Annotated in this window: 25 protein-coding genes; 6 read left to right on the forward strand and 19 right to left on the reverse strand. The window is 69.7% G+C overall.

The features are described from left to right. Positions 1–13 precede the first annotated feature (13 nt). The 6 genes from AKH00_RS02515 to AKH00_RS02540 all read right to left on the reverse strand — a co-directional run bounded on the left by AKH00_RS02515 (position 14) and on the right by AKH00_RS02540 (position 6,737). Complete coding sequence (locus tag AKH00_RS02515; RefSeq protein WP_235556663.1) at positions 14–802, reverse strand: class I SAM-dependent methyltransferase; 789 nt, start codon at positions 800–802, stop codon at positions 14–16. Beyond that, complete coding sequence (locus AKH00_RS02520; protein WP_050721126.1) at positions 783–2,060, reverse strand: MFS transporter; 1,278 nt, start codon at positions 2,058–2,060, stop codon at positions 783–785. The genes AKH00_RS02515 and AKH00_RS02520 overlap by 20 nt, the downstream gene beginning before the upstream one ends. Continuing rightward, positions 2,057–2,833 carry a fumarylacetoacetate hydrolase family protein gene (locus AKH00_RS02525; RefSeq protein ID WP_050721127.1) on the reverse strand — a complete coding sequence of 259 codons (777 nt, stop codon included), beginning with the start codon at positions 2,831–2,833 and terminating at the stop codon, positions 2,057–2,059. The genes AKH00_RS02520 and AKH00_RS02525 overlap by 4 nt, the downstream gene beginning before the upstream one ends. A 94-nt stretch (positions 2,834–2,927) precedes the next feature. Beyond that, entirely contained in the window at positions 2,928–4,028 is a 1,101-nt protein-coding gene (locus AKH00_RS02530; RefSeq protein ID WP_050721128.1) for a branched-chain amino acid aminotransferase, read from the reverse strand. 62 nt (positions 4,029–4,090) lie between these two features. After that, positions 4,091–5,134: a 3-isopropylmalate dehydrogenase gene (locus AKH00_RS02535; RefSeq protein ID WP_050721129.1), complete on the reverse strand. Its 1,044-nt coding sequence runs from the start codon at positions 5,132–5,134 to the stop codon at positions 4,091–4,093. 67 nt (positions 5,135–5,201) lie between these two features. Continuing rightward, the gene (locus AKH00_RS02540; RefSeq protein ID WP_050721130.1) at positions 5,202–6,737 is read right to left on the reverse strand and encodes an MFS transporter; all 1,536 of its coding nucleotides are present in this window, start codon (positions 6,735–6,737) and stop codon (positions 5,202–5,204) included. A gap of 119 nt (positions 6,738–6,856) precedes the next feature. Here AKH00_RS02540 and AKH00_RS02545 point away from each other — a divergent pair, with 119 nt between their 5' ends. Beyond that, entirely contained in the window at positions 6,857–7,402 is a 546-nt protein-coding gene (locus tag AKH00_RS02545; RefSeq protein ID WP_050721131.1) for a TetR/AcrR family transcriptional regulator, read from the forward strand. A gap of 72 nt (positions 7,403–7,474) precedes the next feature. On the opposite strand, the gene serA is transcribed toward AKH00_RS02545, so the two are convergent. From serA to AKH00_RS02560, 3 genes are all read right to left on the reverse strand, one after another. After that, positions 7,475–9,079, reverse strand: coding sequence for a phosphoglycerate dehydrogenase (gene serA, locus AKH00_RS02550; RefSeq protein ID WP_050721132.1), 1,605 nt, complete (start codon positions 9,077–9,079; stop codon positions 7,475–7,477). A 119-nt stretch (positions 9,080–9,198) separates the two neighbouring features. Beyond that, on the reverse strand, positions 9,199–9,528 hold the full coding sequence (locus AKH00_RS02555) for a hypothetical protein (RefSeq protein WP_050721133.1): 330 nt from the start codon (positions 9,526–9,528) through the stop codon (positions 9,199–9,201). Further along, positions 9,525–10,025: a hypothetical protein gene (locus tag AKH00_RS02560; protein ID WP_082297356.1), complete on the reverse strand. Its 501-nt coding sequence runs from the start codon at positions 10,023–10,025 to the stop codon at positions 9,525–9,527. The genes AKH00_RS02555 and AKH00_RS02560 overlap by 4 nt, the downstream gene beginning before the upstream one ends. A gap of 77 nt (positions 10,026–10,102) precedes the next feature. On the opposite strand from AKH00_RS02560, the gene AKH00_RS02565 reads away from it, so the two are divergent. Further along, complete coding sequence (locus AKH00_RS02565; RefSeq protein WP_235556664.1) at positions 10,103–11,038, forward strand: hypothetical protein; 936 nt, start codon at positions 10,103–10,105, stop codon at positions 11,036–11,038. Between the two features lie 154 nt (positions 11,039–11,192). Here AKH00_RS02565 and ilvC read toward each other — a convergent pair whose 3' ends face one another. From ilvC to AKH00_RS02600, 7 genes are all read right to left on the reverse strand, one after another. Continuing rightward, the gene (gene ilvC / locus AKH00_RS02570; RefSeq protein WP_050721135.1) at positions 11,193–12,221 is read right to left on the reverse strand and encodes a ketol-acid reductoisomerase; all 1,029 of its coding nucleotides are present in this window, start codon (positions 12,219–12,221) and stop codon (positions 11,193–11,195) included. 77 nt (positions 12,222–12,298) lie between these two features. Next, positions 12,299–12,808, reverse strand: coding sequence for an acetolactate synthase small subunit (ilvN, locus tag AKH00_RS02575; RefSeq protein ID WP_050721136.1), 510 nt, complete (start codon positions 12,806–12,808; stop codon positions 12,299–12,301). A gap of 2 nt (positions 12,809–12,810) precedes the next feature. Then, a complete protein-coding gene (locus tag AKH00_RS02580) occupies positions 12,811–14,613 on the reverse strand; it encodes an acetolactate synthase large subunit (protein WP_050721137.1) in 1,803 nt (600 codons plus the stop codon). Positions 14,614–14,673: 60 nt separating this feature from the next. Continuing rightward, positions 14,674–16,392, reverse strand: a complete 1,719-nt coding sequence (ilvD, locus tag AKH00_RS02585) for a dihydroxy-acid dehydratase (protein ID WP_050721138.1) — start codon at positions 16,390–16,392, stop codon at positions 14,674–14,676. Positions 16,393–16,401: 9 nt separating this feature from the next. Beyond that, positions 16,402–17,199, reverse strand: a complete 798-nt coding sequence (gene otsB, locus AKH00_RS02590; RefSeq protein ID WP_082297357.1) for a trehalose-phosphatase — start codon at positions 17,197–17,199, stop codon at positions 16,402–16,404. A gap of 47 nt (positions 17,200–17,246) precedes the next feature. After that, on the reverse strand, positions 17,247–18,656 hold the full coding sequence (locus AKH00_RS02595) for an alpha,alpha-trehalose-phosphate synthase (UDP-forming) (protein ID WP_050721139.1): 1,410 nt from the start codon (positions 18,654–18,656) through the stop codon (positions 17,247–17,249). 49 nt (positions 18,657–18,705) lie between these two features. Then, entirely contained in the window at positions 18,706–19,992 is a 1,287-nt protein-coding gene (locus tag AKH00_RS02600; protein ID WP_082297358.1) for an MFS transporter, read from the reverse strand. 231 nt (positions 19,993–20,223) lie between these two features. On the opposite strand from AKH00_RS02600, the gene AKH00_RS02605 reads away from it, so the two are divergent. After that, positions 20,224–20,502, forward strand: a complete 279-nt coding sequence (locus AKH00_RS02605; protein ID WP_050721140.1) for a hypothetical protein — start codon at positions 20,224–20,226, stop codon at positions 20,500–20,502. A 19-nt stretch (positions 20,503–20,521) separates the two neighbouring features. On the opposite strand, the gene AKH00_RS02610 is transcribed toward AKH00_RS02605, so the two are convergent. The 3 genes from AKH00_RS02610 to AKH00_RS02620 are packed head-to-tail and all read right to left on the reverse strand — an operon-like array spanning position 20,522 to position 23,176. Next, positions 20,522–21,730, reverse strand: coding sequence for an acetyl-CoA C-acetyltransferase (locus tag AKH00_RS02610; protein ID WP_050721141.1), 1,209 nt, complete (start codon positions 21,728–21,730; stop codon positions 20,522–20,524). Beyond that, the gene (locus tag AKH00_RS02615) at positions 21,727–22,401 is read right to left on the reverse strand and encodes a 3-oxoacid CoA-transferase subunit B (RefSeq protein WP_050721142.1); all 675 of its coding nucleotides are present in this window, start codon (positions 22,399–22,401) and stop codon (positions 21,727–21,729) included. The genes AKH00_RS02610 and AKH00_RS02615 overlap by 4 nt, the downstream gene beginning before the upstream one ends. A 1-nt stretch (position 22,402) precedes the next feature. Next, a complete protein-coding gene (locus tag AKH00_RS02620; protein ID WP_050721143.1) occupies positions 22,403–23,176 on the reverse strand; it encodes a CoA transferase subunit A in 774 nt (257 codons plus the stop codon). 105 nt (positions 23,177–23,281) lie between these two features. Here AKH00_RS02620 and AKH00_RS02625 point away from each other — a divergent pair, with 105 nt between their 5' ends. From AKH00_RS02625 to AKH00_RS02635, 3 genes are read left to right on the forward strand one after another with little or no spacing between them, the layout of a single operon-like run. Continuing rightward, positions 23,282–24,070, forward strand: a complete 789-nt coding sequence (locus AKH00_RS02625) for an IclR family transcriptional regulator (protein ID WP_050721144.1) — start codon at positions 23,282–23,284, stop codon at positions 24,068–24,070. 47 nt (positions 24,071–24,117) lie between these two features. Further along, entirely contained in the window at positions 24,118–24,555 is a 438-nt protein-coding gene (locus AKH00_RS02630; protein WP_050721145.1) for a MarR family winged helix-turn-helix transcriptional regulator, read from the forward strand. Then, positions 24,552–25,778, forward strand: a complete 1,227-nt coding sequence (locus AKH00_RS02635; protein WP_050721146.1) for an MFS transporter — start codon at positions 24,552–24,554, stop codon at positions 25,776–25,778. The genes AKH00_RS02630 and AKH00_RS02635 overlap by 4 nt, the downstream gene beginning before the upstream one ends. Positions 25,779–25,807: the final 29 nt, after the last annotated feature.

A 25,807-nucleotide genomic window follows, 5' to 3' on the forward strand; every position in this document is an offset into this window, starting at 1 on the left:
TCGATTCTACGGCTCAGCGGGGTTCGCCCACGGCGATGGCGGCGGTGTGCTCGAGCGGCACCGCATCGCCGACCGCGAGAACGTCGCACAGCTCGTCGAACCCTCGCCGGAAGGCCGAGCGCCCTGCCGGGTCGAGGCTCCGGTAGAACAGGCCGGCGCCGGCCACCCCGCCCTCCGCCGACGCCCAGAGCGACGCGAGCGAGGCCCGCCACGTCCACGTGCTCTCGGACACCTGGACGCCACGCCATCCGGCATCCGTCACCATCTCCGCGAATCCCGCGGTGGTCCGAGCGAAGTCACGCTCGGGAGGCAGTCTCTCCCCCTCGGCCGGCACGAGTCCCGCGCGGTCGCAGACCTCTCGCCAGAACCACGACGGAGACTGCACCCAGATCGTCGCCGCGACCCGCTGGCGCGCCACACGCGCGAGCTCCCGGGCCGACTCCCGCGGGTCCGCGACGTGGTTGAGCACGAAGTTCGCCGTCACCGTGTCGAACGACTCCTGTGCGAACGGCAGGTCGGGAAGGCCGCCGTCGACGCACACGATGTCCGGATGCTCGCGCTCCGCGACCGCCCGCATCGAAGGCTCCGGCTCACATCCCGTGACTGCCCAGCCCTCCCGGGCGAACTCGGCGAGCAGCGCCGAGGTGCCGGACCCGACATCCAGCAATGTTCGCCCTTCACCCGGCCCGAGCGCGGCGATCAGCTGCGGTCCGGTCCCCAGGCACAGGGACGCGTACGAGACCGCGTACGCCTCACCGGTGCCGTTCCACGCCTTCACGGCCTCACCGGCTCTCGACCTCACGCGGCGGACGCCGCACCGCGAGGGGCGACAGCACCACGATGACCAGCACGATGACCGAGGCTGCGATGCCGAGACCCGCGTACTGGAAGTTCGCCAGCACGACGCCCGCGAGCACGGCTCCCGCCGCGGCGGACAGGCTCATGAGCGAGTCGCTGCGCCCCTGACGACGCGTGCGCAGCTCCGGCGCGCTCGCCTCCGTCAGCAGCGCGGCCCCGGCGACGGTCGCGGCGCTCCAGCCCAGACCGAGCAGGATCAGGGCGACCATCACTCCCCATTCCTGATCGTTCACGAACACCGCGAACGCCAGAGCCCCGCCCAGGAGCACCTGCCCCAGGAGAACGACGCGGAGGCGACCCCATCGGTCGGCCAGGATGCCGAACACCGGTGAGAGCGCGTACATGCCGCCGACGTGCAGCGCGATCGTGATGCCCACCAGCGCCGAGACGTCGGCCGCGGTTGGCGCCATGCCGTGCGCGCCGTGCGCCATGTGCGAGAGGTGCACGGGAGTCATCGCCATGACCGAGGCCATCACGACATGTGACCCGGCGATCGCGAAGATCGCGTACCGTGCGACGCGGGGTCGGTCCGCGAACACCGCGCCGGTCGCGGCCTCCGCAGCCGTCGCGAGGCGCTGAGCCGTGAGGAGCGGGTCCGGGCGGAGCGCGACCAGGTACAGCACGAGCGCGGCGCACTGCGCGACGAAAGAGAACGCGTACGAGCCGGTCTGCGGCGGCATCCCGAGCATCTCGCCGACCACCTCGCCGGGGCCGAGTAGCAGCGGACCGGCGACGCCGCCGATCGTCGTGGCCCATACGACGATCGAGAGATCCCGACCGCGGTGCTTCGGCGCCGCGAGGTCGGTCGCCGCGAACCGCGACTGCAGATTGCCCGCGTTCCCGGCGCCGATCATGACGATACCGACGAGCAGCAGCGGGAACACCCGCAGCGACGCCGCAAGGATCACGACCGCGATGCCCACGAGAGCGAAGAGGTTGCCGAGCGTCAGGGCGCGCCGGCGTCCGAGCCGAGCGGCGAGGCGTGCGAGCGGGATCGCGCACAGCGCGGCGCCGAGCGTCACGGAGGCCGTCGCGAGGCCGGACAGCGCGTCATCGCCCGAGATGTCGGCGGCCAGCAGCGCCCCGAGCGACACGGTCGCTCCGAAGGCGATGCCCCCGAGCACCTGCCCGAGCGACAGGGTCAGCACCGTGCGTCGCTGCACCCTCGCGAGCTGAGCCGCCGACAGGGCGACGACGCTCATGACGCGCGTGGTGCGTCGCGCACGATGTTGCGCAGGATGCCGAGGCCGGTGATCTCCACCTCGACGGTGTCGCCGGCCGAGAAGGCGCCGACGCCGGCGGGCGTGCCGGTGAGGATCACGTCACCCGGGAGCAGCGTGAAGACGGCCGAAGCGTGCTCGATGATCGCGGCGACCGAGTGGATCATGTCCGTGAGCGGCGCGTGCTGGCGCACCTCGCCGTTGACACGGGTCTCGATGGTCGCCGTCGTGGGGTCGAAGTCCGTGTTGATGGTCGGGCCGAGCGGGCAGAACGTGTCGAAGCCCTTCGCCCGTGTCCACTGGCCGTCCTTGCGCTGCAGGTCGCGCGCCGTGACGTCGTTCGCGATCGTGTAGCCGAGAACGTGATCGAGTGCGTCGGCTGCCGACACGTTCTTCGCGACACGGCCGATCACGACGGCGAGCTCCCCCTCGTACTCGGTCCGCTCGGAGATGGCCGGGCGGACGATCGCGTCGCCGGGGCCGATCACGGAGGTGTTCGGCTTGAGGAACAGCAGCGGCTCCTCCGGGGCCTCGCCGCCCATCTCGGCCGCGTGGTCGTGGTAGTTCTTGCCGACGCACACGATCTTCGAGCGCGGGATCACGGGTGCCAGGATCACGGCATCCGCGATCGGCACACGCACGCCCGTCGTCTCGTAGCCCGCGAAGAGCGGGTCGCCCGCGAGGACGACGAGGTCGGTGTCGTCGACGATCCCGAAGAGGATGGCGTCGTCATGGCTGAATCGGGCGATCTTCATGCATCCAGCCTAGCCAGCGAGCCGCCCCGTCGACGGTCGAGACCCCCGCCCGCTGACGTCGGCGGGCGGGGGTCTCGGCAAGGAAGCGGCGTCGTCAGGCGTCGAGGCGCAGCAGCCAGCCGTGCGTGTCCTCGCGACGGCCGTACTGGATGTCGGTGAGCTCCTCGCGCAGAGACAGGGCGAGCTCCCCGAGCGGCTGCGGTTCGTCGAACCCCTCGCCGACGAGCGCGCCGATCGGGGTGACGACTGCAGCGGTGCCGCAGGCGAAGACCTCGACGATGTCTCCCGACGCGACGCCCTCACGCCACTCCGTGATCGAGATGGGGCGCTTCTCGACCGTGTAGCCGCGGTCCTCGACGAGCTGCAGCAGCGAGTCGCGCGTGATGCCCTCGAGAATGCTGTCGGACTCGGGCGTGACGACACGCCCGTCCTTGAACACGAACACGACGTTCATGCCGCCGAGCTCCTCGACGAAGCCGTCTTCGTTCAGGAACACGACCTGGTCGCAGCCCTTCTCGCTCGCGAGCATCTGCGGGAGGAGGCTGGAGGCGTAGTTGCCGCCCGTCTTCGCCTTGCCCGTGCCCCCGCGTCCGGCCCGGGAGTGCTCCTCCGAGAGCCAGATCCGCACGGGCTTCACTCCCCCGGTGAAGTACGCGCCTGCGGGACTGGCGATGACGTAGTAGGCCACCTTCTGTGCCGCGCGCACTCCAAGGAACGCCTCCTTGGCGAACATGAAGGGCCGCAGGTAGAGGCTCTGGTCCACACCGGACGGCACCCAGCGTCCGTCGACGGCGATGAGCTCGCGCAGCGACTGGATGAAGTACTCGGTCGGGAGCTCCGGCAGGGCGAGGCGGCGCGCGCTCGCCTGCAGTCGCGCCGCGTTGCGGTCGGGACGGAAGGTGTGGATCGAACCGTCGGCGTGACGGTACGCCTTGATGCCCTCGAAGATCTCCTGCGCGTAGTGCAGCACGGAGGCCGCGGGGTCTAGCGGGATCGGGCCGTACGGCTGCACGCGCGGGCGGTGCCATCCGCCCTTGGCCGACCAGCAGATGTCGACCATGTGATCCGTGAAGACCACACCGAACCCGGGGTTCTCGTGGACCTCCGCGACGCGCGCCGTCGTGGCCGCGTTCAGGTTCTTCGTGACCGCGAACTCCAGGGGAGCCACGGTGGTCTCAGCGTCGATGGTCGTCATTCGTTCATCCAATCCTCGTGGGGTGGGCGCATCGTCGCGCCATCTCAGACTACGCCCGCCGTTCAGAGGCGTGCAGCGATCGCGGAGCCGATCTCCGCGGTCTGCCGCGCACCCGTGCGAGCGGCGATGTCGGCCTCGACGGCGGCGCTCACGCGAGCGCTCTCCGCGGCGAGGCCGAGGTGATCGAGCAGCAGTGCGACCGAGAGGATCGCAGCCGTGGGGTCGGCCTTCTGCTGCCCGGCGATGTCCGGCGCCGACCCGTGAACGGGCTCGAACATCGAGGGGAACGCGCCGTCGGGGTTGATGTTTCCCGAGGCTGCGAGGCCGATGCCGCCTGTGACGGCGCCGGCGAGGTCGGTGAGGATGTCACCGAAGAGATTATCCGTCACGATCACGTCGAAACGCGAGGGGTCGGTGACGAAGAAGATGGTGGCCGCGTCGACGTGGAGATAGTCGACGGCGACGTCGGGGTGCTCGGCGGCCACCTCGTTCACGATGCGCTGCCAGATCGAGCCCGCGTGCACGAGGACGTTCGTCTTGTGCACGAGCGTCAGCTTCTTGCGGCGACGCTCCGCGAGGTCGAAGGCGTAGCGCACGACGCGCTCGACGCCGAAGGCGGTGTTGACCGAGGTCTCGTTCGCGATCTCGTGCGGCGTGCCCTGGCGGATCGCTCCCCCGTTGCCGACGTACGGCCCCTCGGTGCCCTCGCGGACCACGACGAAATCGATCTCCCCCGGGTTCGCGAGGGGGCCCGCCGCGCCGGTGAAGAGCTTCGACGGACGCAGGTTCACGTAGTGGTCGAGCGTGAAACGGAGCTTGAGGAGCAGACCGCGCTCGATGTTCGCGTCCTTGAGACGCGGGTCGCCGGGGGTTCCGCCCACGCCACCGAGGATGATCGCGTCGTGCGCGGCGATCGCCTGGAGGTCGTCGTCCGTGAGCGTGTCGCCGGTCGCGAGGAATCGCGCCGCTCCGAGCGAGAAGTGCGTCTTCTCGAAGGTCACGTCGCTCTCGGCGGTGACGGCATCGAGGACCTTCTCGGCTTCGGCGACGACCTCCGGGCCGATCCCGTCTCCGGGGATCAGGGCCAGCTTCACGACACGCGACATGCGACTCCTTGCATCGGGATGGACCGGCGCACCCGCGCGCGGGCGGCCGGTCCTCCCAGCGTAGTGGTCAGTGCGTGGGTGCCTTGCGTAGTGTGACGGCCGCGATCACGCCGGCCAGCACGACGAGCGCGGCTCCGATGAGCGAGGTCACGAGCACTCCGGAGCCGAAGGCCGCGGACGCCGCCGCCCACAGAGCCTCGCCGAGCTGCGCGGGGAGCGCTGCGGCCGCGGTGTACGCACCGGCAAGGGTCTCGGCCGCCGCGTGGGCGGCGTCTGCGGGGATCCCGTCCGGTATCACGAGCGCTCCGCGGTAGAAGGCCGTGATGAGGCCACCCAGCACCGCGGTGCCGAGGACGGCGCCGAGCTCGTACGCGGTCTCGGACACCGCACTCGCGGCACCGGCCTTGGCCGCCGGCGCGCTCGACAGGATCAGCTCGTTCGAGATCGTCTCCGCCGCGCCGATGCCGATGCCCAGCACCACGAACGCGAGGATGAGCGGCGCGACGCCGTGGTCCTCGGTGGAGACGGCGACGAGCAGGTAGCCGATCACCGAGAACACCAGTCCGGCGGGCACCAGGACGTGCGGCGCCACGCGGCGCGAGATCGGCACCACGCTGAGACCGGCGACGATCATCGCGACCATGCCGGGTACGAGAGCGAGACCCGCGACCATCGGCGAGAGCCCCAGGACCAGCTGCAGGTGCTGCGACACGAAGTACAGGAAGCCGACGAGCGCGACGACGCTCAGAAGGTTCACGAGGATCGCGCCCGAGAACGAGCCGCGGCGGAACAGCGCCATGTCGAGCATCGGGATCTCGGCGCGCAGTTGCCGGCGCACGAACAGCCAGCCCATCACCACGCCGAGCAGTGCCCAGGCGCCGGCGGCCAGCGAGGGGCCGTCCACGGCGAAGGATTTGATCGCGTACACGACCGGGATCATCGCGGCCATGGAGAGCAGGATGCTGATCGGGTCGATGCGACCGGGGTGGGGGTCACGGCTCTCTGGCACGAGCAGCGGCGCACAGATCAGGAGCGGGATGAGCACCGGCACGGCGATCAGGAACACGGAGCCCCAGGCGAAGTGCTCGAGGAGGAACCCGCCGACGATCGGTCCCAGGGCAGCGCCCGCGGAGAACGCGGACGCCCACACGGCGATCGCGAGGCGGCGCTGGTCGCGGTTCAGGAAGATCGACCGCAGCAGCGACAGCGTCGACGGCATCAGCATGGCGCCGAAGAATCCGAGGAGGGCGCGAGCGGCGATCAGCAGTCCGGCGGTGGGCGCGAACGCGGCGAGGGCGGACACGACGGCGAATCCGGTCGCGCCGATCAGCAGCATCCGGCGGCGTCCGAAGCGGTCGCCGAGCGTCCCCATGGTCACGAGGAGCCCCGCCAGCACGAGCGGATACACGTCGATGATCCACAGCTGCTCGGCGCCGGTGGGGGCGAGCGCGATGGAGATCTCCGGGAGCGCGAAGCTCAGCACTGTGTTGTCCACCGAGACGAGCAGCACCGGCAGCATGAGGACGACGAGCGCCGCCCATCCGCGGGCTCCTACCCGGGGAGCGTCCGTCTCCGTCGTCGGGATCGACGCCGTACGGGTCATGGGTCACACCTTTCGAATCGCGACGGCCCGAAACTAAACCGTCCGGCTGGTATAGTAACAGAATCACCGCTCCCCTGGCACTAGCGTGAACACAGGAATCCGCCGAGCAGAGGACCCCGATGCCCAGACCGCCCCTGGCCCGCGAACGCGTGCTCGACGCGTTCGAGAAGATCGTCATCAACGACGGCGAGCGTGCCGCGACCCTCGACGCCACGGCACGAGAGGCCGGGGTCTCGAAGGGCGGCCTGCTCTACCACTTCGGCTCCAAGGACGACCTCGTGGCCGGCATCCTGGATCGGCTCGACAGGCTCACGACGATCGATCTCGAGCGCATGAACGCCCACGACGAGGGACCCGTCGCCTATTACGTGCGCACCTCGGTGATGGAGGACGACGCGCTCGACCGCGCCCTCATCGCCACGTCACGCCTCGCGCAGGGCGGATCCGCCGCGGCCGGCGACGCGCTGCGGCACGTGCGGCGACGCTGGGAGGACACGATCCGCCCCCACGTCCGCGATCGCGCGAGCCTCGACCTCGTGATGCTCGTCAGCGACGGGCTCTACTTCAACAATTCGCTCGACGTGAACGGCGGTGAGCACCTCGTCCCCCATCGCGAGGAGCTCGAAGCGCTGCTGGAACTCGTCCTGCGCGCCACGGCGCCCTGAGGCCGCACACCTCGGGAACGCGGACAGGGAGGATGCCGTGCAGCACGGCATCCTCCCTGTCGTCGGCTGCGATCAGACCTCGGTGATCTCGATCTGACGGAACAGGTCGGCGTCGATCGCACCGCGCACGTCGTCGAGCAGCTCGTCGGACACCGGCGAGTCGAGGGTGAGGACGCTGAGCGCCTGGTCCCCCGCCGCGAGACGGCCGATCTGCATGCCGGCGATGTTGATGCCCGCCTCGCCGAACTTCTGTCCGTAGACCGCGACGATGCCGGGACGGTCGGTGTAGAGCATCACGACATGGTGCTTCTCGATCGGCAGCTCCAGCGCGTGGTCGTTGATGCCCACGAGCTTCTCGGTCTGCTTCGGCCCGGTCAGCGTGCCCGACACCGACAGCTGCGTGCCGTCGGACAGCGCGCCCGTCAGGGTGATCACGTTGCGATACTCGGCGCTCACGTCGTCCTTGAGCAGACGCACCGCGATCCCCCGCTGCTCGGCGAGGAGCGGAGCGTTCACGTACGACACGGTCTCGCTCACGATGTTCGTGAAGACGCCCTTGAGAGCGGCGAGCTTGAGCACGCTCACGTCGTAGGCGTTGAGCTCACCGTGCACCTCCACGTCGAGGCTCGTGAGGGGCGAGGTCGCGAGGGCCGCGAAGATCTGCCCGAGCTTCTCGACGAGCGAGATTCCGGGGCGCACGTAGGGGTCGATGACGCCTCCGGCGACGTTCACCGCGTCGGGCACGAGGTCTCCCCCGAGCGCCAGACGCACCGACTTCGCGACCGAGACGCCGGCCTTCTCCTGAGCCTCCTCGGTGCTCGCACCCAGGTGGGGCGTCACGACGACGTTGGGGAGGTCGAGCAGCGGTCGGGCCGATCCGCCCTCCGCGGGCGGCTCCGAGGTGAAGACGTCGAGTCCGGCGCCGGCAATCTCCCCGGCGACCAGAGCCTCGTGCAGGGCCTCCTCGTCGATCAAGCCACCACGGGCCACGTTCACGACGAACGCCGTCGGCTTCATCGCCGCGAACTGCTCGGCGCCGATCATGCCCGTGGTCTCGGGCGTCTTCGGCATGTGGATCGTGAGGAAGTCCGCCTCCGCGACCAGCTCGTCGAGCGAGAGCAGCTGCACACCGAGCTGCTGCGCACGCGCCGAGGTGACGTAGGGGTCGTACGCGACGACGCGCATGTCGAAAGCTGCGAGGCGCGCCGCGACCAGCGCGCCGATACGACCGAGACCGACGATGCCGACGGTCTTCTCGAAGAGCTCGGCGCCCGTGAACGAGCTGCGCTTCCACTGGCCCGCCGACAGCGAGGCGTGGGCCGCGGGGATGCGGCGGGCGAGGCTCAGGATGTGCCCGACCGTCAGCTCGGCGGCCGAGACGATGTTCGACGTGGGCGCGTTCACGACCATGACACCGGCGGTCGTCGCGGCCTTGATGTCGACGTTGTCGAGGCCGACACCGGCCCGCGCGACGACCTTGAGCTGCGGAGCGTGCGCGAGGGCTTCCTCGTCGATCTGCGTCGCCGAGCGGATGAGCACCGCGTTCGCCTCGGCGAGGGCCGCGAACAGGGCCTCCCGGTCAGTGCCGTCGACGTGCCTGACGTCGAAGTCGGGGCCCAGGGCCTCGATCGTGGCAGGAGAGAGAACTTCGGCGATGAGCACGACGGGCTTCGGCACAGTGGATCCTTCGGGGCAGCGACAGAGGGGCCGATGCGCCGCACACCGTGGGGGCGCGATCACCGCCCAGCCTACCCGAGGGTGCAGCGCCGCCCGCGCCGTGTGACGCTCGGCGACGCCTACCCGGTGGCGAGCGTGAGGCTGTACGCGATGAGGCTGAGCCAGAACACCGCCACCAGCCCGAGCCCCGTGAGCAGGACGATCGCGAGCTCCCCCACACGACGGCGACGACCGATCAGGTACGCGAAGACGAACACGATGGCCGGGAAGACGACCCCGAACACCAGGGCCACCCATCCCGCGGTGTCGAGTCCGCTCTGGGCCATCGTGATCAGGTGCGCGATCGCGTTCCAGATCGCGTAGGCGTAGAAGAGCCCGGCGATCCCCAGCACGAGTCCGATGATCCAGCGGGGCGAGGGGGATGCCGACGGCACGGTCGTGTCGCTCATGCGCCGATCGCCCCCACGGTGACGAACGGCCAGGGCACGAGGAGCACCACGCCGAGCAGGAGCACGCCCACGCGCATCCATGCCGCCCTGCCTCGCGTCAGCACCCAGCTCGCGAGGAACCAGAGCGCGGGCGCCGCGATCGCGAGCACGAACCACGGGAGGAACATCGCGTCCGCGACGAAGAAGTTCGCCAGCGGCTTGAGGCGCAGCCCTCCGACGACCCAGCCGACGCTGTACAGGAGGTAGATCCCTCCGACGACGCCGAGGGTCAGGAGCATCGCGGAGCTCAGCGCAGGGCGATCCTCGACGATCACCTCGTCGTCCACGACATCCCCACCGGCGTCATGGTGCGCGGAGGCGGAGGCGGGAGCGAGGGCGGGCTCGGAGGTCGGCGCCGGCGCCTGCGTCTGCGCGGCGTCCTTCCGGACGGGGGCAGACGGTCGCGCGCCGTCATCCCCATCCCACGTCAGGGCGTCGTCGTCGGGATCCGAAGTCATGTCTCCAGCGTAGGTCACGCTCTCCACTAGGCTCGGGGCATCCGGGCCGGAAGAGGGCCCCATCGGGAAGGATCACCGTGGCCGAGCAGAAGAAGGACGTGGACGCGACGGCGTCGGACGGAGCCGGAGGCGAACCCGCGCCGGGATGGAAGCCGACCGCACAGGCGAAGTCGAAGGCCACCACGTTCCGGTGGATCGCCGTCGCGCTCTGGGTCGTCGCGATCGCCGCGGAAGCCGTCGCGATCTTCTGGCTCCTCCGTCAGCGTGTGATGGTCGGCGAGGACGGCACCTTCGTCCGCGACGCGGACACCGGACTGCTCGAGAGCCAGAACGCCACCGCGCAGTTCCCGCAGTGGGCGTTCATCACTCTCCTCATCCTGCTCGTGGTGATCGCAGCGCTGTCGATCACCGGATCGATCCTGTGGAAGAAGGCGAATCGCCTCGATCCCGCCCGCAAGTCGGACACTGTGCGCTTCTTCGTGCAGAACCAGCTCGGCGCGATCATCGCGGTCGTCGCGTTCCTCCCCCTCATCATCCTCATCTTCCTCAACAAGGACATGGACAAGGGCCAGAAGGCCACCGCCGGCATCGTGGGCATCGTGCTCGCTGCTCTCGCCGTCGTCCTCGGCATCGACTTCGACCCGCCCTCCGTCGAGCAGTACACGGCCGATCAGTCCACCGTGATCCAGCTCCTCGGCAAGGACGAGGTGGTGTGGGTCGCCGGAGGCGCGGTCTACCACGTGTGCGATGAGGTGTCCGACATCCAGACCGGCAGCGAGAAGGTCACCGGGACCACGGCGGAAGCGGTCGAGGCCGGCAAGATCCGCCTCACGCTCAAGTTCGCCTCGGAGCTGCGCACGTGCGGACTCGCGGTGCCGGAGAACGCCGACGAGATCACCGAGGCTCTGCGAGCGATCCAGGGCGGAGCCGTCGACACTCCGCTGCCGGCACCGGTCTGGGCCGACCCGACCGACGCTCCCATCGAGGTCGAGGATGCGGCTCCCGCAGAGTGATCCGCAGACGCAGAACGGGCCCGGTGCGATTCGCACCGGGCCCGTTCCCCTTCTGTCAGCGTGATCAGCGCGCAGCGCTTCCGTCGACCCAGGCCGAAGGCCGGCCGCCGCGCAGCGGCGCGATCAGCACCGTCCTCCGAGGGCTACGGCGCCGTCAGCGCGCAGCGCTGCCGTCGACGTAGTCCTCGTCCTGCTGCTTCCAGGCGAAGAGCGAACGCAGCTCCTTGCCGGTGGCCTCGATCGGGTGCGTCTCCTCCTTGGCACGCAGGGCCAGGAACTCCTCGGCGCCGTTGTCCTGGTCGTCGATGAAGCGCTTCGCGAACGCGCCGGACTGGATGTCCGAGAGGACGCCCTTCATGCTCTCCTTGACGCGCTCGTCGATGACGCGCGGGCCCGAGACGTAGTCGCCGAACTCGGCGGTGTCGGAGATCGACCAGCGCTGCTTGGCGATGCCGCCCTCCCACATGAGGTCGACGATGAGCTTGAGCTCGTGCAGCACCTCGAAGTACGCGATCTGCGGCTGGTAGCCCGCCTCGACGAGCGTCTCGAAGCCCGCCTGCACGAGGTGGCTCATGCCGCCGCACAGCACGGCCTGCTCGCCGAACAGGTCGGTCTCGGTCTCCTCGGTGAAGGTCGTCTTGATCACGCCGGCTCGGGTGCCGCCGATGGCCTTCGCGTACGAGAGGGCGGTGGCCCAGGCGTTGCCCGAGGCGTCGCGCTCGACGGCGATGATGTCCGGGATGCCGCGGCCGGCGACGAACTCGCGACGCACGGTGTGGCCCGGTGCCTTCGGAGCGACGAGGATCACGTCGACACCCTCGGGGGCGTCGATGTAGCCGAAGCGGATGTTGAAGCCGTGCGCAAACGCGAGCGTCTTGCCCTCGGTGAGGTTCGGGGCGATCGACTCGCTGTAGATCGTGCGCTGGTGCTGGTCCGGCGCGAGGATCATGATGAGGTCGGCCCACTGGGTCGCCTCGGCGACGGTCTTGACCGGGAAGCCGGCCTCCTCGGCCTTCGCGGCGGACTTCGAGCCCTCCTTGAGAGCGATGGCGACCTCGACGCCCGAGTCGCGCAGGTTCTGCGCGTGCGCATGGCCCTGCGAGCCGTAGCCGACGACGGCGACCTTCTTGCCCTGGATGAGGGACAGGTCGGCGTCGGCGTCGTAGAAGATCTCGGTGCTCACTGGTTCTTTCTCCTTGATTGTTGCGTTTCGTCTCGCTCCGCTCGCTCGACGAACGGCGAAGCTCTGGATGGTGTGTGTCAGCCGCGCAGGACGCGCTCGGTGATGCTCTTGCCGCCGCGGCCGATCGCGAGAAGGCCCGACTGGGCGATCTCCTTGATGCCGAAGGGCTCGAGCGCACGGAGCAGGGCCTCGACCTTGCCGCGGTCGCCCGTGACCTCGACCACGAGCGCGTCGGAGGCGTAGTCGACGACGGAGGCGCGGAACAGGTTCACGACCTCGATCACGTTCGACCGGGTCGAGTTGTCGGTGCGCACCTTGATGAGCATGTGCTCGCGCTGCACCGACGTCGAGAAGTCGAGCTCCACGATCTTGATGACGTTGATGAGCTTGTTCAGCTGCTTCGTCACCTGCTCGAGGGGCAGGTCGTCGAGGTCGACGACCACCGTGATGCGCGAGATGCTCGGCACCTCGGTCACGCCGACCGCGAGCGAGTGGATGTTGAAGCCGCGGCGGGCGAACAGTCCTGCGACTCGTGTCAGCAGACCGGGGGTGTCCTCCACGAGGAGGCTCAGCACGTGCGTCGTCATGGTCAGTCCTCCTCGTCGAATGCGGGCGCGTGGTCACGCGCGTACTGGACGTAGTTGTTGCTCACGCCCTGCGGGACCATCGGCCACACCATGGAGTCGGCGCTCACGACGAAGTCGATCACGACGGGGCGGTCGTTCGTCTCGAGTGCCAGCTGGATCGCGGCGTCGACCTCGTCCTCCTTCTCCACGCGGATCGCGAGGCACCCGTAGGCCTCGGCGAGCTTCACGAAGTCCGGGATGCGGATCGTGCCGTGTCCCGTGTTGAGGTCGGTGTTCGAATGGCGACCGTCGTAGAACAGCGTCTGCCACTGGCGCACCATGCCCAGGGAGGAATTGTTGATGATGGCGACCTTGATCGGGATGTTGTTGATCGCGCAGGTCGCGAGCTCCTGATTGGTCATCTGGAAGCATCCGTCGCCGTCGATCGCCCACACGACGCGGTCGGGTTCGGCGACCTTGGCGCCCATGGCGGCGGGCACCGAGTAGCCCATTGTGCCCGCTCCCCCGGAGTTCAGCCACGCGTTGGGGCGCTCGTACTTGATGAACTGCGCGGCCCACATCTGGTGCTGGCCCACGCCTGCGGCATACACGCCCTCCGGGCCGGTGAGCTCGCCGATCCGCTGGATCACGTGCTGCGGAGCCAGCAGCCCGTCGGTCGTCGGCGTGTAGCCCAGGGGGAACTCGGCGCGAAGACCGTCGAGGTACGACCACCATTCCTCGGTGTCGGGCTTCGCGGTGCCGATCGCACTGCGGAACGCCGTCTCGAGGTCGATGAGCACGTCTCGCACGTCGCCCACGATCGGCACGTCGGCGGTGCGGATCTTGGAGATCTCGGCGGGGTCGATGTCGACGTGCACGACCTTCGCGTAGGGGGCGAAGAGCGCGGCCTTGCCGGTCACGCGATCGTCGAAGCGCGCGCCGAGCGAGACGATGAGGTCGGCCTCCTGGAGCGCGAGGACCGCGGGGACGGTGCCGTGCATGCCGGGCATCCCGAGGTGCTGCTGGTGCGAGTCGGGGAAAGCGCCGCGCGCCATCAGCGTCGTGACCACGGGGGCACCCGTCGTCTCGGCGAGGTCGAGCAGCTCAGCCGACGCCCGGCCGCGCACGACGCCACCCCCCACGTAGAGGACCGGCTTCTTCGCCTCCGCGAGCAGTGCCGCAGCGGCCTGGATCTGCTTTCCGTGCGCCTTGGTGACCGGACGATAGCCCGGCAGGTCGATCTTCGGCGGCCACACGAACGGCGCCACGTTCTGCTGCGCATCCTTCGTGATGTCGACGAGCACGGGGCCAGGGCGACCGGTCGAGGCGATCTCGTATGCTGCGGCGATCGCGCCGGGGATGTCGGCGGCGTCCTTCACGAGGAAGGAGTGCTTGGTCACGGGCATCGTGATGCCGACGATGTCGGCCTCCTGGAACGCATCGGTTCCCATCAGAGTCGAGAAGACCTGTCCGGTGATCGCGAGCAGCGGGACGGAGTCCATGTACGCGTCGGCGATGGCGGTGACGAGGTTGGTCGCCCCGGGACCGGAGGTCGCGATGCAGACACCCACCTTGCCGGATGCCGATGCGTAGCCTTCGGCGGCGTGCCCCGCGCCCTGCTCGTGGCGGACGAGGATGTGACGCAGCGACTCGGCATCCATGAGCGGGTCGTACACGGGGAGGATCGCGCCGCCGGGCAGCCCGAAGACGTCGGTGACGCCGAGCAGCTCGAGGCTGCGGACGACGGCCTCGGCTCCGGTGATCTCAGGTGCGGCGGACTTGGGAGCAGGGGGCCTCGGCACGGCCGAGACGGAGTCAGCAGTCATGACTCTCCTTCTGGTGGTCTGCGGGATGACGTCGGGTGCCGGAGAGGCGGCCGACGCTGATCAGCCGGTCGTCGCGCCTTCGGCGGCGGACCGCACAAGACGCGAGTACTTGGCAAGGACGCCACGGGTATAGCGCGGGGGAAGCGGCTCCCAGCCAGAGCGGCGGGAGGCGAGCTCCGCCTCGTCGACGAGTAGGTCGAGAGAGCGAGCTGCGATATCGACCCGTATCAGATCACCATCGCGCACGAAGGCGATGGGACCTGCGTCCACCGCTTCGGGTGCTATGTGGCCGATGCACAGGCCGGTTGTGCCGCCTGAGAATCGTCCGTCCGTCAAGAGTAGTACATCTTTTCCGAGCCCCGCGCCCTTGATGGCCGCGGTGATCGCGAGCATCTCCCGCATCCCGGGTCCGCCCTTGGGGCCTTCATACCGGATCACGATGACGGTGTTCTTCTCGATCTCGCCGTTCGCGACCGCGTCCATCGCCGCGCGCTCGCGTTCGAACACGCGGGCCTTGCCTTCGAACACGGCGGCGTCGAAGCCGGCGGTCTTCACCACGGCACCCTCGGGGGCCAGCGACCCGTGCAGGATCGTGAGGCCGCCGGTCGCGTGGATCGGGTTGTCGAACGTGTGGATGACCTCGCCGTCGATCGGCAGGGGGTCGAGATCGGCGAGGTTCTCGGCGAGCGTCTTGCCCGTGACCGTGAGCGCGTCTCCGTGCAGCAGGCCCTCGTCGAGCATCGCCTTCATGATCACCGGGATGCCGCCGTGCCGGTCGACGTCGTTCATGACGTACTTGCCGAACGGCTTCATGTCGGCCACGTGCGGCACCCTGTCGCCGATGCGGTTGAAGTCGTGCAGGCTCAGCTCGACCTCGGCCTCGCGGGCGATCGCGAGCAGGTGCAGCACGACGTTGGTGGAGCCGCCGAGCGCCATGGCCAGCGCAATCGCGTTCTCGAAGGCCTCGGGGGTGAGGATGTCGCGCGTCGTGATGCCCTGACGCAGCAGGTTCACGACGGCCTCGCCCGAGCGGTGTGCGAAGTAGTCGCGGCGACGGTCGGCCGCGGGCGGCGCCGCCGAGCCGGGGAGGCTGAGTCCCAGAGCCTCGGCGACCGACGCCATGGTGTTGGCCGTGTACATGCCACCGCACGCGCCCTCTCCGGGAGCGATCGCGCATTCGATGCGCTTGAGGTCCTCCTCGCTCATGAGACCCGCGCGGCACGCGCCGACGGCCTCGAACGAGTCGATGATCGTGACGTCCTTCTCGGTGCCGTCGGAGAGCTTGACCCATCCGGGAGCGATCGATCCCGCGTACAGGAACACGCTCGACAGGTCGAGGCGCGCACTGGCCATGAGCATGCCGGGGATCGACTTGTCGCAGCCCGCGAGAAGCACAGAGCCGTCCAGGCGCTCTGCCATCATGACCGTCTCGACCGAGTCGGCGATGACCTCGCGCGACACGAGCGAGAAGTGCATGCCCTCATGACCCATGGAGATGCCGTCGGAAACGGAGATGGTGCCGAACTGCAGCGGATACCCTCCGCCGGAGTGCACGCCCTCCTTGGCGCCCTGCGCGAGCCGGTCGAGACTCAGGTTGCACGGGGTGATCTCGTTCCAGCTGGACGCGATGCCGATCTGGGGCTTGTCCCAGTCGGCGTCGCCCATGCCGACGGCACGGAGCATGCCGCGCGAGGTCGTGGCTTCGATGCCGTCGGTGACGACGCGGCTGCGCGGTTTGATGTCGATGGACTCGTGGGATGCGGACTCGAGCGAGGACATGACGGAAGTCTATTCCCGACCGGCGGCCCGCTCGTCCGCGAGCGCTCCCAGAAGCAGGGCGATCTCCTGTGGGTTCTCCACACGGAGCTCCGCCGCGCTCTCCCCCGGCCCGACGCGCACTCCGAGGTCGTCGCCCTCGAGCACCCGCATCGCGTCCTCGTCCGTGACGTCGTCACCCGCGAACAGGATGGCGGTGGCGTCGAAGTGCTTACGGAGCGCGGCCATGGCGGCATCCTTGCCCTCGGTGCGGGACGAGAACTCGAGCACCCGGTGGCCCGAGCGCCGACGCCAGTGCGGGAACCGCTCGGCGACGAGGGCGTCGATCTCCGCGAACACCGCCGTCTCGACCTCGCGCGTGGCGGTGCGGGTGTGCACGCCCATCCCGAACGTCTTGGGCTCGAGCTCGGCGCCCTCGTAGCGGTCGATGATCGGGCGTGCGGCCGTCCAGAGCTCCTCGCGGGCGCCGTCGGCCGTGTCCGGCCCGGTGGACTCCGCGTCGCCCACCCCCGGGTACCAGTACTGCGCTCCGTGCGAGCCGGCCAGGGCGATCAGCGAGTCGTCCGTGTGCTCCGTGATGATGCGCAGATCGTGCATGCTGCGTCCCGAGACGTAGGCCACGACGGTGTCGGGCAGCGCCGCGAGACGGTCGACCTGCACAGCGACCTCCGGAAGCGCCCGCGCCGCCATGGGGTCGGGCACGAGCGGGGATGCCGTGCCGTCGAAGTCCAGCGCGACGACGAGTCGCGGCGTGGCGGCGATCGCGCTCAGCGCGGCATCCGGCGTTCCAGGGGTCCAGGAGCGGGTCACAGGGTCTCCAATCGAGGCAGGTGTCCCCTCCAGTATGGCCGCCGCCGTCAGCGCCCTCTGACCTCCGCGAGCGCCGCGAGGAACGACGACGACCACGCGTCCACGTCGTTCTCGAGCACGCGCCGCCGCAGCGACCGCATCCGCTTGCTCTGCTCGGCGCCGGGCATCTCCACGGCCGTCATGATCGCGTCCTTGAGTCCGGCGATGTCGTGCGGGTTCACACGCACGGCTTGGCGCAGCTCGTCGGCGGCGCCGGTGAACTCGCTCAGCACGAGTACGCCGCGGTTGTCGGCTCGCGTGGCCACGTACTCCTTCGCGACGAGGTTCATGCCGTCGCGGAGCGCGGTCACGAGCATGACGTCGGCGGCGAGGTACAGCGCGACCATCTCCTCGCGCGGGTATCCCTGGTGCAGGTAGCGGATCGCCGTGTGCCCCATCGTGTCGTGGTCGCCGTTGATGCGTCCGACCGCGAGCTCGATCTCATCGCGCAGGTGCACGTAGGCGTCCACGCGTTCGCGGCTGGGGCTCGCGACCTGCACGAACGTGACGTCCTCGACGTCGAGACGCCCGTCCTCGAGCAGTTCGCCGTACGCCTTGATGCGGTGCCGGATGCCCTTCGTGTAGTCGAGGCGGTCGACCCCGAGCAGGATCTTCGAGGGGTTTCCGAGGCTCGCGCGGATCTCCGCGGCACGCGCCTGCACCTCGGGCCGAGCGGCGAGCTCCAGATACGGCGCCGTGTCGATCGAGATCGGGAACGCCCGGGCGACGGCGGTGCGCGAACCTCCGTCTCCGTCGGGGACCGTGACGGCCGAGCCCTTCACCTCGTATTTCAGGCGGCGTCGAACAGCCTGCAGGAAGTACGTCGCGTCCTGAGCGCGCTGGAAGCCGATCACGTCCGCGCCCAGCAGACCCGTGAGCACCTGATCGCGCCACGGAAGCTGCGCGTACAGACCGTGCGCCGGGAACGGGATGTGGTGGAAGTAGCCGATCGTGACATCGGGTCGCAGTTCGCGGACCATCTGCGGCACCAGCTGCAGCTGGTAGTCGTGCACCCATACGGTTCCCTCGGGCGCGGCGGCAGCGGCGGCGGCCTCCGCGAACCGGCGGTTGACGCGCACGTACGCGTCCCACCACTCCCGGTGGTACTGGGGAGGCGCGATCACGTCGTGATACAGCGGCCAGATCGTGTCGTTCGCGAAGCCCTCGTAGTAGTCCGCGATCTCCTCCGCGCTCAAGGCGATCGGGATGAGGTCGATCCCGTTGATCTCGAGCGGCTCGAGTTCGAGGCCGGCCTGCCCGGGCCAGCCGACCCAGGCGCCGTGCGCATGCCGCATCATCGGCTCCAGAGCCGCCACGAGCCCGCCGGGCGACGTCCGCCACTCCTCCTCGCCCCCGGGGCCGATGATCCGGTCGACGGGCAGGCGGTTGGCGACGACGACGAATTCTGCGGCGGGCATGCGGGAAACTCCTGTCGGTGCGGTGCGGTGCTCCTCAGGCTACAGAAGCTCAGACCGAGGGTACGCGAGGCCGGGTCGAGCTCAGGGGCCAGTTGACAAGGGCAGCGACGAAGGCTATCGCCGCCGCGACGATGGGCAGGAGCAGCGCCGCACCGGTGCCGAAGCTCTCTGCGAGTTCACCCGCGACCGCGGCGCCGAGCGACTGTCCGACCACGACGCCCGAGCCGAGCATCGTCATGACGGTCGCCGAGCGGCCCAGCGGGCTGCGGGCCGCGCCCAGACTGTACTGCGTCACGAGGGTCGGGCCGATGCCGACGCCCATGATCGCGAGCGCGAGCATCATCGTGCCGGGCGAGTCGACCACGAGCAGCAGCAGCGAGCCGGCCAGGAGGATGCCGGAGAACAGCAGCCAGCGGGCGCGCAGGGTGAACCTCGCGGGGAGCCAGGCGACGCCCAAAGCGAGGATCGCCGATCCCACGCCCATCACCCCGTACAGCAGACCGGCCTGCTCGGACGCACCGCGATCCGCCATGAACGACGTGAGGGAGGTCAGCATCGTGCCGAAGAACATGCCGACACCGAGGATGCCGAGCACGACGATCAGCAGTCGGACGTCGAACAGCTCGGCGACCGACGACGGCGCACGACCGTCGGCGCCACGGTGCACCGACACCACGCGCGCGCTCGGGTGCAGGGCGAAGGCGCCGACGAACATCACGGTCAGCGCCGCCGCGCCCGCGAGCGGCGCCCACGGGGCGAGCGCGGAGGCGAGGATGCCGACGAGGAACGGCCCGAACACGAACACCGTCTCGTCGGCGGCCGACTCGTATGCCATGGTGCCCGAGATCGTGCGGGTGCGGATGCTCTCCGGCATCCGGTCCGTGATGATCGTGACGAGGCGCGAGCGCGACATCGGCGCGACCTGCGGGGCGGTCGCCCCGATCCCGAACGCGGCGAGCAGCACGAGGCCGTCGATGGCGTGGCCGTAGACCACGACCGTGAACAGCACGAGCATGGCTCCGTTCGCGATCGCGAGGACGAGCAGAACGGAACGCTGCCCGAAGCGATCTGCGGCGGCCCCCAGCAGTGGCCCGAAGCATGCCGTGCCGAGCCCGACGGCGGCGGAGGTCAGACCGCCGAGCGAGAGGGAGCCGCGGGCGGAGACGACGACCGTCAGGACTCCGACGACCATCATGGCGAAGGGCAGCCGCGCGACGAACGCGATCACGAAATACGGCAGTCCGGTGAGGCGGAGAAGACCCGGCTGCTCGACCGCGGAGCCGGAGGTGGTCGACCCGGCGTCCGTCGACGAAGACGAGGATGTGGCGTGTGTCATGGCTCTCGCGCGTCCGCGGACGCGGGGTCGGGTGCCGCCGCTGTCCGTCGGGGAGCCGACGGCCGGTAGTTACACGGGTGCGGCCGCGGACGAACCGCGACCTCTCCATGGTAGCAAGCGACGTCGGACGGCGGCGGGGACCGTCTGCGCCATCGCTCCCCTCCCCCGCAGATTCCACGTCGGCTTGTCAAGGCTCGACGCGGCGGGGGCGAGCACGGGTAGCGTGAGGGCATGAACTACCTCACGGGAACAGGACTCCTGGGCGCGATCATGTCGGGCGTGTCCCTGCTGCGCGGTTCGCGCGAGACGAAGCTCACGTGGCGCGTCGCACTCGGATGGCTGAGCTGGGCGATCACCTTCGCTCTCGCGATCGGCGCCGTGATCGACACACGGCGCTACAACCGCGGCAAGCCCGTCGCCGAGGACTCGCCGCTGTACGCCAAGCAGCAGAAGGACATCTCCAAGCAGGAGAAGAACTTCAACAAAGAGCTGAAGCGCTCGCGCCGCTGAGCTCCCCGCGCCCGGCGGATCACCGCGTGAGGATCAGCGCCTCACCCTGACCACCGCCGCCGCACAGCCCGACCGCCGCCACGCCGCCGCCTCGGCGTGCCAGCTCGTGGGCGACGTGGACCACGAGCCGGTTGCCCGATGCCCCGATCGGGTGTCCTATCGCGATGCCTCCGCCGTGGATGTTCACGATGTCGCTGTCCAGCCCGAGCTCGACGTGCGAACGGGCCACGACCGCGCCGAACGCCTCGTTGATCTCGACGAGATCGAGATCGGCCGGTGTGATGCCCTGCTTCGCGCACGCGCGCTCGATCGCCCGCGCCGGCTGCGCCTGCAGGGAGTTGTCGGGTCCGGCTGTCTGGCCGCTCGCGCCCACCGTGACGAGCACGGGCCACCCCTCCTCCGCCGCCCGTCCGCGGGTGGTGACGACGACCGCGGACGCGCCGTCGGAGATCTGCGAGGAGTTGCCCGCCGTGATCGAACCGCCCTCGGCGAAGGCCGCACGGAGCCCGGACAGCGACTCCACGGTCGTGTCCGGGCGCACGCCCTCGTCGGCCGTCACCGCGATCGGCTCACCGCGGCGCTGCGGCACCGAGACCGTCACGATCTCCGCGTCGAACACTCCCGCGGCCTGCGCCGCCGCCGCCCGCTGGTGCGACAGCGCGGCGACGGAATCCTGCGCTTCGCGGGTCAGGTCGTACCGGGCGTTGTGCCGCTCGGTCGACGCGCCCATGCTCTCGCGGTCGTACGCGTCCGTGAGGCCGTCGTAGGCCATGTGGTCGAGCACCTCGACGCTGCCGTAGGTCCATCCGTCGCGCGAGCCCATCAGCAGGTGCGGTGCGCGGGTCATCGACTCCATGCCGGCGGCGACCACGACCTCGGCATCCCCCGTCCTGATCGTGCGCGCGGCGTCGATCACAGCCGTGAGACCTGACAGGCACACCTTGTTGACGGAGTGCGCCGGCACGTCCCACCCGATCCCCGCGCCGATCGCGGCCTGCCTGGCGGCGTTCTGCCCGGAGCCGGCGGCGAGCACCTGGCCGACGATCACAGCGTCCACGGCGCCGGGGTCGACGGCTCCCTGCTCGAGGGCGCCGCGGATCGCGAGGGCTCCGAGCTGCGGGGCGGTGAAGCTCGCGAGCTGTCCCTTCAGCCGCCCTTGCGGGGTGCGCGCGGCGGCGACGATGACGACATCCTGGTCGGATGCGGTGGGTGCAGTGGGATCGGTCATGGGAGCATCCTTCCTGATGCGTGTCCGTGCTGCAGCGCGGCGGATACGCGCAGCGGCGGCTCGGTGGCCGCGATGATCTCGTCGACGCTCACGCCCGGCGCGGTCTCGACGAGCACGAGCCCGTCGTCGGTGACGTCGATCACGGCGAGGTCGGTGATGATCCGGTCGACGACTCCGCGGCCTGTCAGGGGAAGGCTGCACTCGTGCACGATCTTCGCGGATCCGTCACGTGCGACATGCTCCATCAGGACGATCACGCGCGCGGCGCCGTGTACGAGATCCATCGCGCCGCCCGGTCCCTTCACCATCTTGCCGGGGATCATCCAGTTCGCGAGGTCGCCCATGGCCGAGACCTGCATGGCGCCGAGGATCGCGGCGTCGATCTTGCCGCCGCGGATCATCCCGAAGCTCGTGGCGGAGTCGAAGAACGACGCGCCGGGGAGCACGGTGACGGTCTCCTTGCCGGCGTTAATGAGGTCGGGGTCGACGGCGTTCTCGCGCGGGTACGGGCCGACCCCGAGAATGCCGTTCTCGGACTGCAGCACGACCGTGACGTCCGCGGGGACGTGGTTGGGCACGAGCGTCGGCAGACCGATCCCGAGGTTGACGTACGAGCCGTCCTGCAGCTCGGCGGCCGCGCGCGCAGCCATCTCCTCGCGTGTGAGGGCCATGTCAGGCTCCGTCCGTCGTGACCGTGCGGCGCTCGATGCGCTTGGGGATGTCGGTTCCGACCTCGATCACCCGGTGCACGAACACGCCGGGGAGGTGGATGCCGTCGGGGTCGAGGTCGCCCGGCTCCACGAGCTCCTCGACCTGCGCGATGCACACTCGACCGGCCATGGCGGCGAGCGGGTTGAAGTTGCGGGCGGCCTTGGTGAAGACGAGATTGCCGTGGCGGTCGCCGCGGAGGGCATGCACCAGCGCGAAGTCGGTGGTGATGGCCTCCTCGAGAACGTACTCGCGCGGGGTGCCGTCGACCGCGAAGGTGCGCACGTCCTTGACGGGAGAGGCGACGTCGACCGAGCCGTCGGCCGCATAGCGGCGGGGAAGCCCGCCTTCGGCGACCTGCGTGCCGACGCCGGTCTGCGTGTAGAAGGCGGCGATGCCGGAGCCTCCAGCGCGGAGCTTCTCCGCCAGCGTTCCCTGCGGCGTGAGTTCGAGCTCGAGCTCGCCGGAGAGGAACTGCCGCTCGAACTCCTTGTTCTCGCCGACGTAGGAGGAGGTCATCTTGCGGATGCGCTGTGCGCCGAGCAGGATGCCGAGGCCCCAGTCGTCCACGCCGCAGTTGTTGCTGACGATGCTGAGATCGGTGGTCCCCTGCGCGAGCAGGGCCTCGATCAGGGCGATCGGGTTGCCGGAGAGCCCGAATCCGCCGACCGCGAGCGAGGAGCCGTCGGCGATGTCCGCCACGGCCTCCTTCGCGGAGGGCCACTGCTTGTCGATCACGAGTGCTCCTTCGAAGTCGTGCCTGACTCCATCGTGCGCCGTTCGCCGGACAGGACCCAAGCGCTCTCTTGCGATGTGGACGGACTTCCCCGTAGCGTCCATATCGTGGAATCGTCGAAGCGGAGCATCCCCGGAGCCCAGGCGATCGCGCGGGCCGCCGCACTGCTGCGGCTCGTGACGGCGAGCGGGGCGAACGGTGCCTCCCTCCACGAGCTCGCGCGCGACGCGGATCTGTCCCGCTCGACGACTCACCGCCTCCTCTCGGCCCTCCGCGCGGAAGGACTGGTCGACCGCGACGAGGACAGCGTCCGGTGGATGCCGGGGCCGGAGCTGTTCCTCATGGGCTCCGTGGCCGCGGCGCGCTACGACGTGACCGCGCTGGCGCGCGACATCGTCCGCTCCCTCGCGGTGAAGACCGAGGAGAGCGCATTCTTGTCGGTGCGCCGTGCCGACGAGACGGTGTGCCTGCTCCGCGAAGAAGGATCGTTCCCGATCCGTTCCTTCGTCCTCAGCGAGGGCGTGCGCTTTCCGCTGGGGGTCGCCAGCGCGGGACTCGCGATCCTCGCGTTCCTGCCCGACCACGATGTGGATGCCTATCTCGACCGGCACCCCGAGCTCGAGCAGAACTGGGGGCGACCGCACGGGCAGCAGCCGCTGCGCACACGCCTCGCCGAGACCAAGGAGCGCGGCTACGCGGTGAACCCGGGCCTCATCGTCGAGGGCAGCTGGGGACTCGGTGCCGCGGTGTTCGACCGGTCGGGGCGCCCTGAATGGGCCCTGAGCCTGACGGGGGTCGCCTTCCGATTCGGCCCCGAACGCACGGTCGAGCTCGGGCGCATCCTCCTCGCGCACGCGCATCAGCTCTCCGCGCGGATCTCGGGCGCCCGGCGCTGATCCACGCCCTACGACACTTTCATACCATCAGGTATATACTTGGTGATATGAACCGTTCGGACGTGATCCCCTCCCTCGTCCTGTCGTCGTACGCTCTCGGGCGGATCGCCGCCCAGGACGCCGGAAACGACGCCCCCGCCGCGCAGTGGAGGGTACTGAGCCTCCTGGAGCAGAGCGGGCCGAAGCGCGTGGGCGAGCTCGCCACCGCCGCCCGCACTACACAGCCGGGGATGACCCGCTTGATCGGAGTGCTGGAGCGCGACGGGCTCGTGCTCCGCTCCTCCGTTCCCGAGGACTCCCGCGCCATCGCGGTCGGCATCACCGAGGCCGGATCCGATGCGCTGCAGACGTGGCGCACGGAGTTCCGCGAGACCCTCGCACCGCGGTTCGCCGACCTCGGCGAGGACGACTGGCAGGCGCTCACCCGCGCCGCAGAGGTCCTCGCCGCACACACCACCATCGACTCGACAGGAGCATCGCAGTGAGCAGCACCACCGCTTCCGTGTGGAAGCAGCCCGCGCAGGTCTGGGCCGTCGCCTTCGCCTGCGTCGTCGCCTTCATGGGCATCGGCCTCGTGGACCCCATCCTCCCGGCCATCGCCGACTCGCTGCAGGCGAGCCCCTTCGAGACCGAGCTGCTCTTCACGAGCTACCTCGCCGTCACGGGCCTCGCGATGCTCGTCACCAGCTGGATCTCCAGCCGCATCGGAGCCAAGCGCACGCTGCTGATCGGACTCGCCCTGATCGTCGTGTTCGCACTGCTGTGCGCCCTGAGCGGCAGTGTCGATGCCGTGATCGGCTTCCGCGCCGGATGGGGCCTCGGAAACGCGCTGTTCATCTCGACCGCCCTCGCGACCATCGTCGGAGCGGCGTCCGGCGGGAGCGGCGCGGCGATCGTCCTGTACGAGGCCGCCCTCGGTCTCGGCATCGCGATCGGCCCGCTCCTCGGCGGTCTTCTCGGCGAGCAGAGCTGGCGCGCCCCGTTCTTCGGCGTCGTGGTACTCATGGCGATCGCGTTCCTCGCGGTGCTCGTGCTGCTGCGCGGCCCGCAGGACAAGCCGGCGCCGGTCCGCTTCTCCGCGCCTTTCACCGCGCTCCGTCGCCCGGCCCTCGCGATCCTCGCCGTGGCCGCCCTGTTCTACAACATCGGCTTCTTCATCCTCTTGGCGTTCTCCCCGTTCCCGCTCGGCTTCGGCGCGATGGGCATCGGCTTCACGTTCTTCGGCTGGGGCGTCGCTCTCGCGATCACGAGCGTCTGGGTCGCCCCCGTGCTCATGCGCCGGATGCCGCGCACCCGCGTGATCCTCCTGGTGCTCCCGCTGCTGGCCGCGGACCTCGTGGTCGCCGGTCTGCTGGTGACTTCTGCCGCGGCGCTCGTGACCTGCATCATCGTGGGCGGTCTCCTGCTGGGCATCATGAACACGGTGCTCACCGAGGCGGTCATGGAGGCCACGGACCTCCCCCGCTCGGTCGCGTCGTCCGCCTACTCTGCGGTGCGCTTCCTCGGCGGCGCGATGGCTCCGCCGCTCGCCGCCGCCCTGTGGCACGCGCTCAACGCCACGGTGCCCTATCTCGTGGCCGCGCTGGCTGTCCTGCTGGCAGCACTCACGGTGCTCCTCGGTCGCAAGACCCTCGCGCACATCGACGACGAGCCGGCGGATGCCGAGGTCGAGGACGCCCAGGCGATCCTCATCGGCGACGCCGCCTGACCCCGGCCCGCTCCACACGACAGCCTCAT

It is taken from the genome of Microbacterium sp. GCS4, assembly GCF_001262495.1.
Taxonomy (GTDB): Bacteria; Actinomycetota; Actinomycetes; order Actinomycetales; family Microbacteriaceae; genus Microbacterium.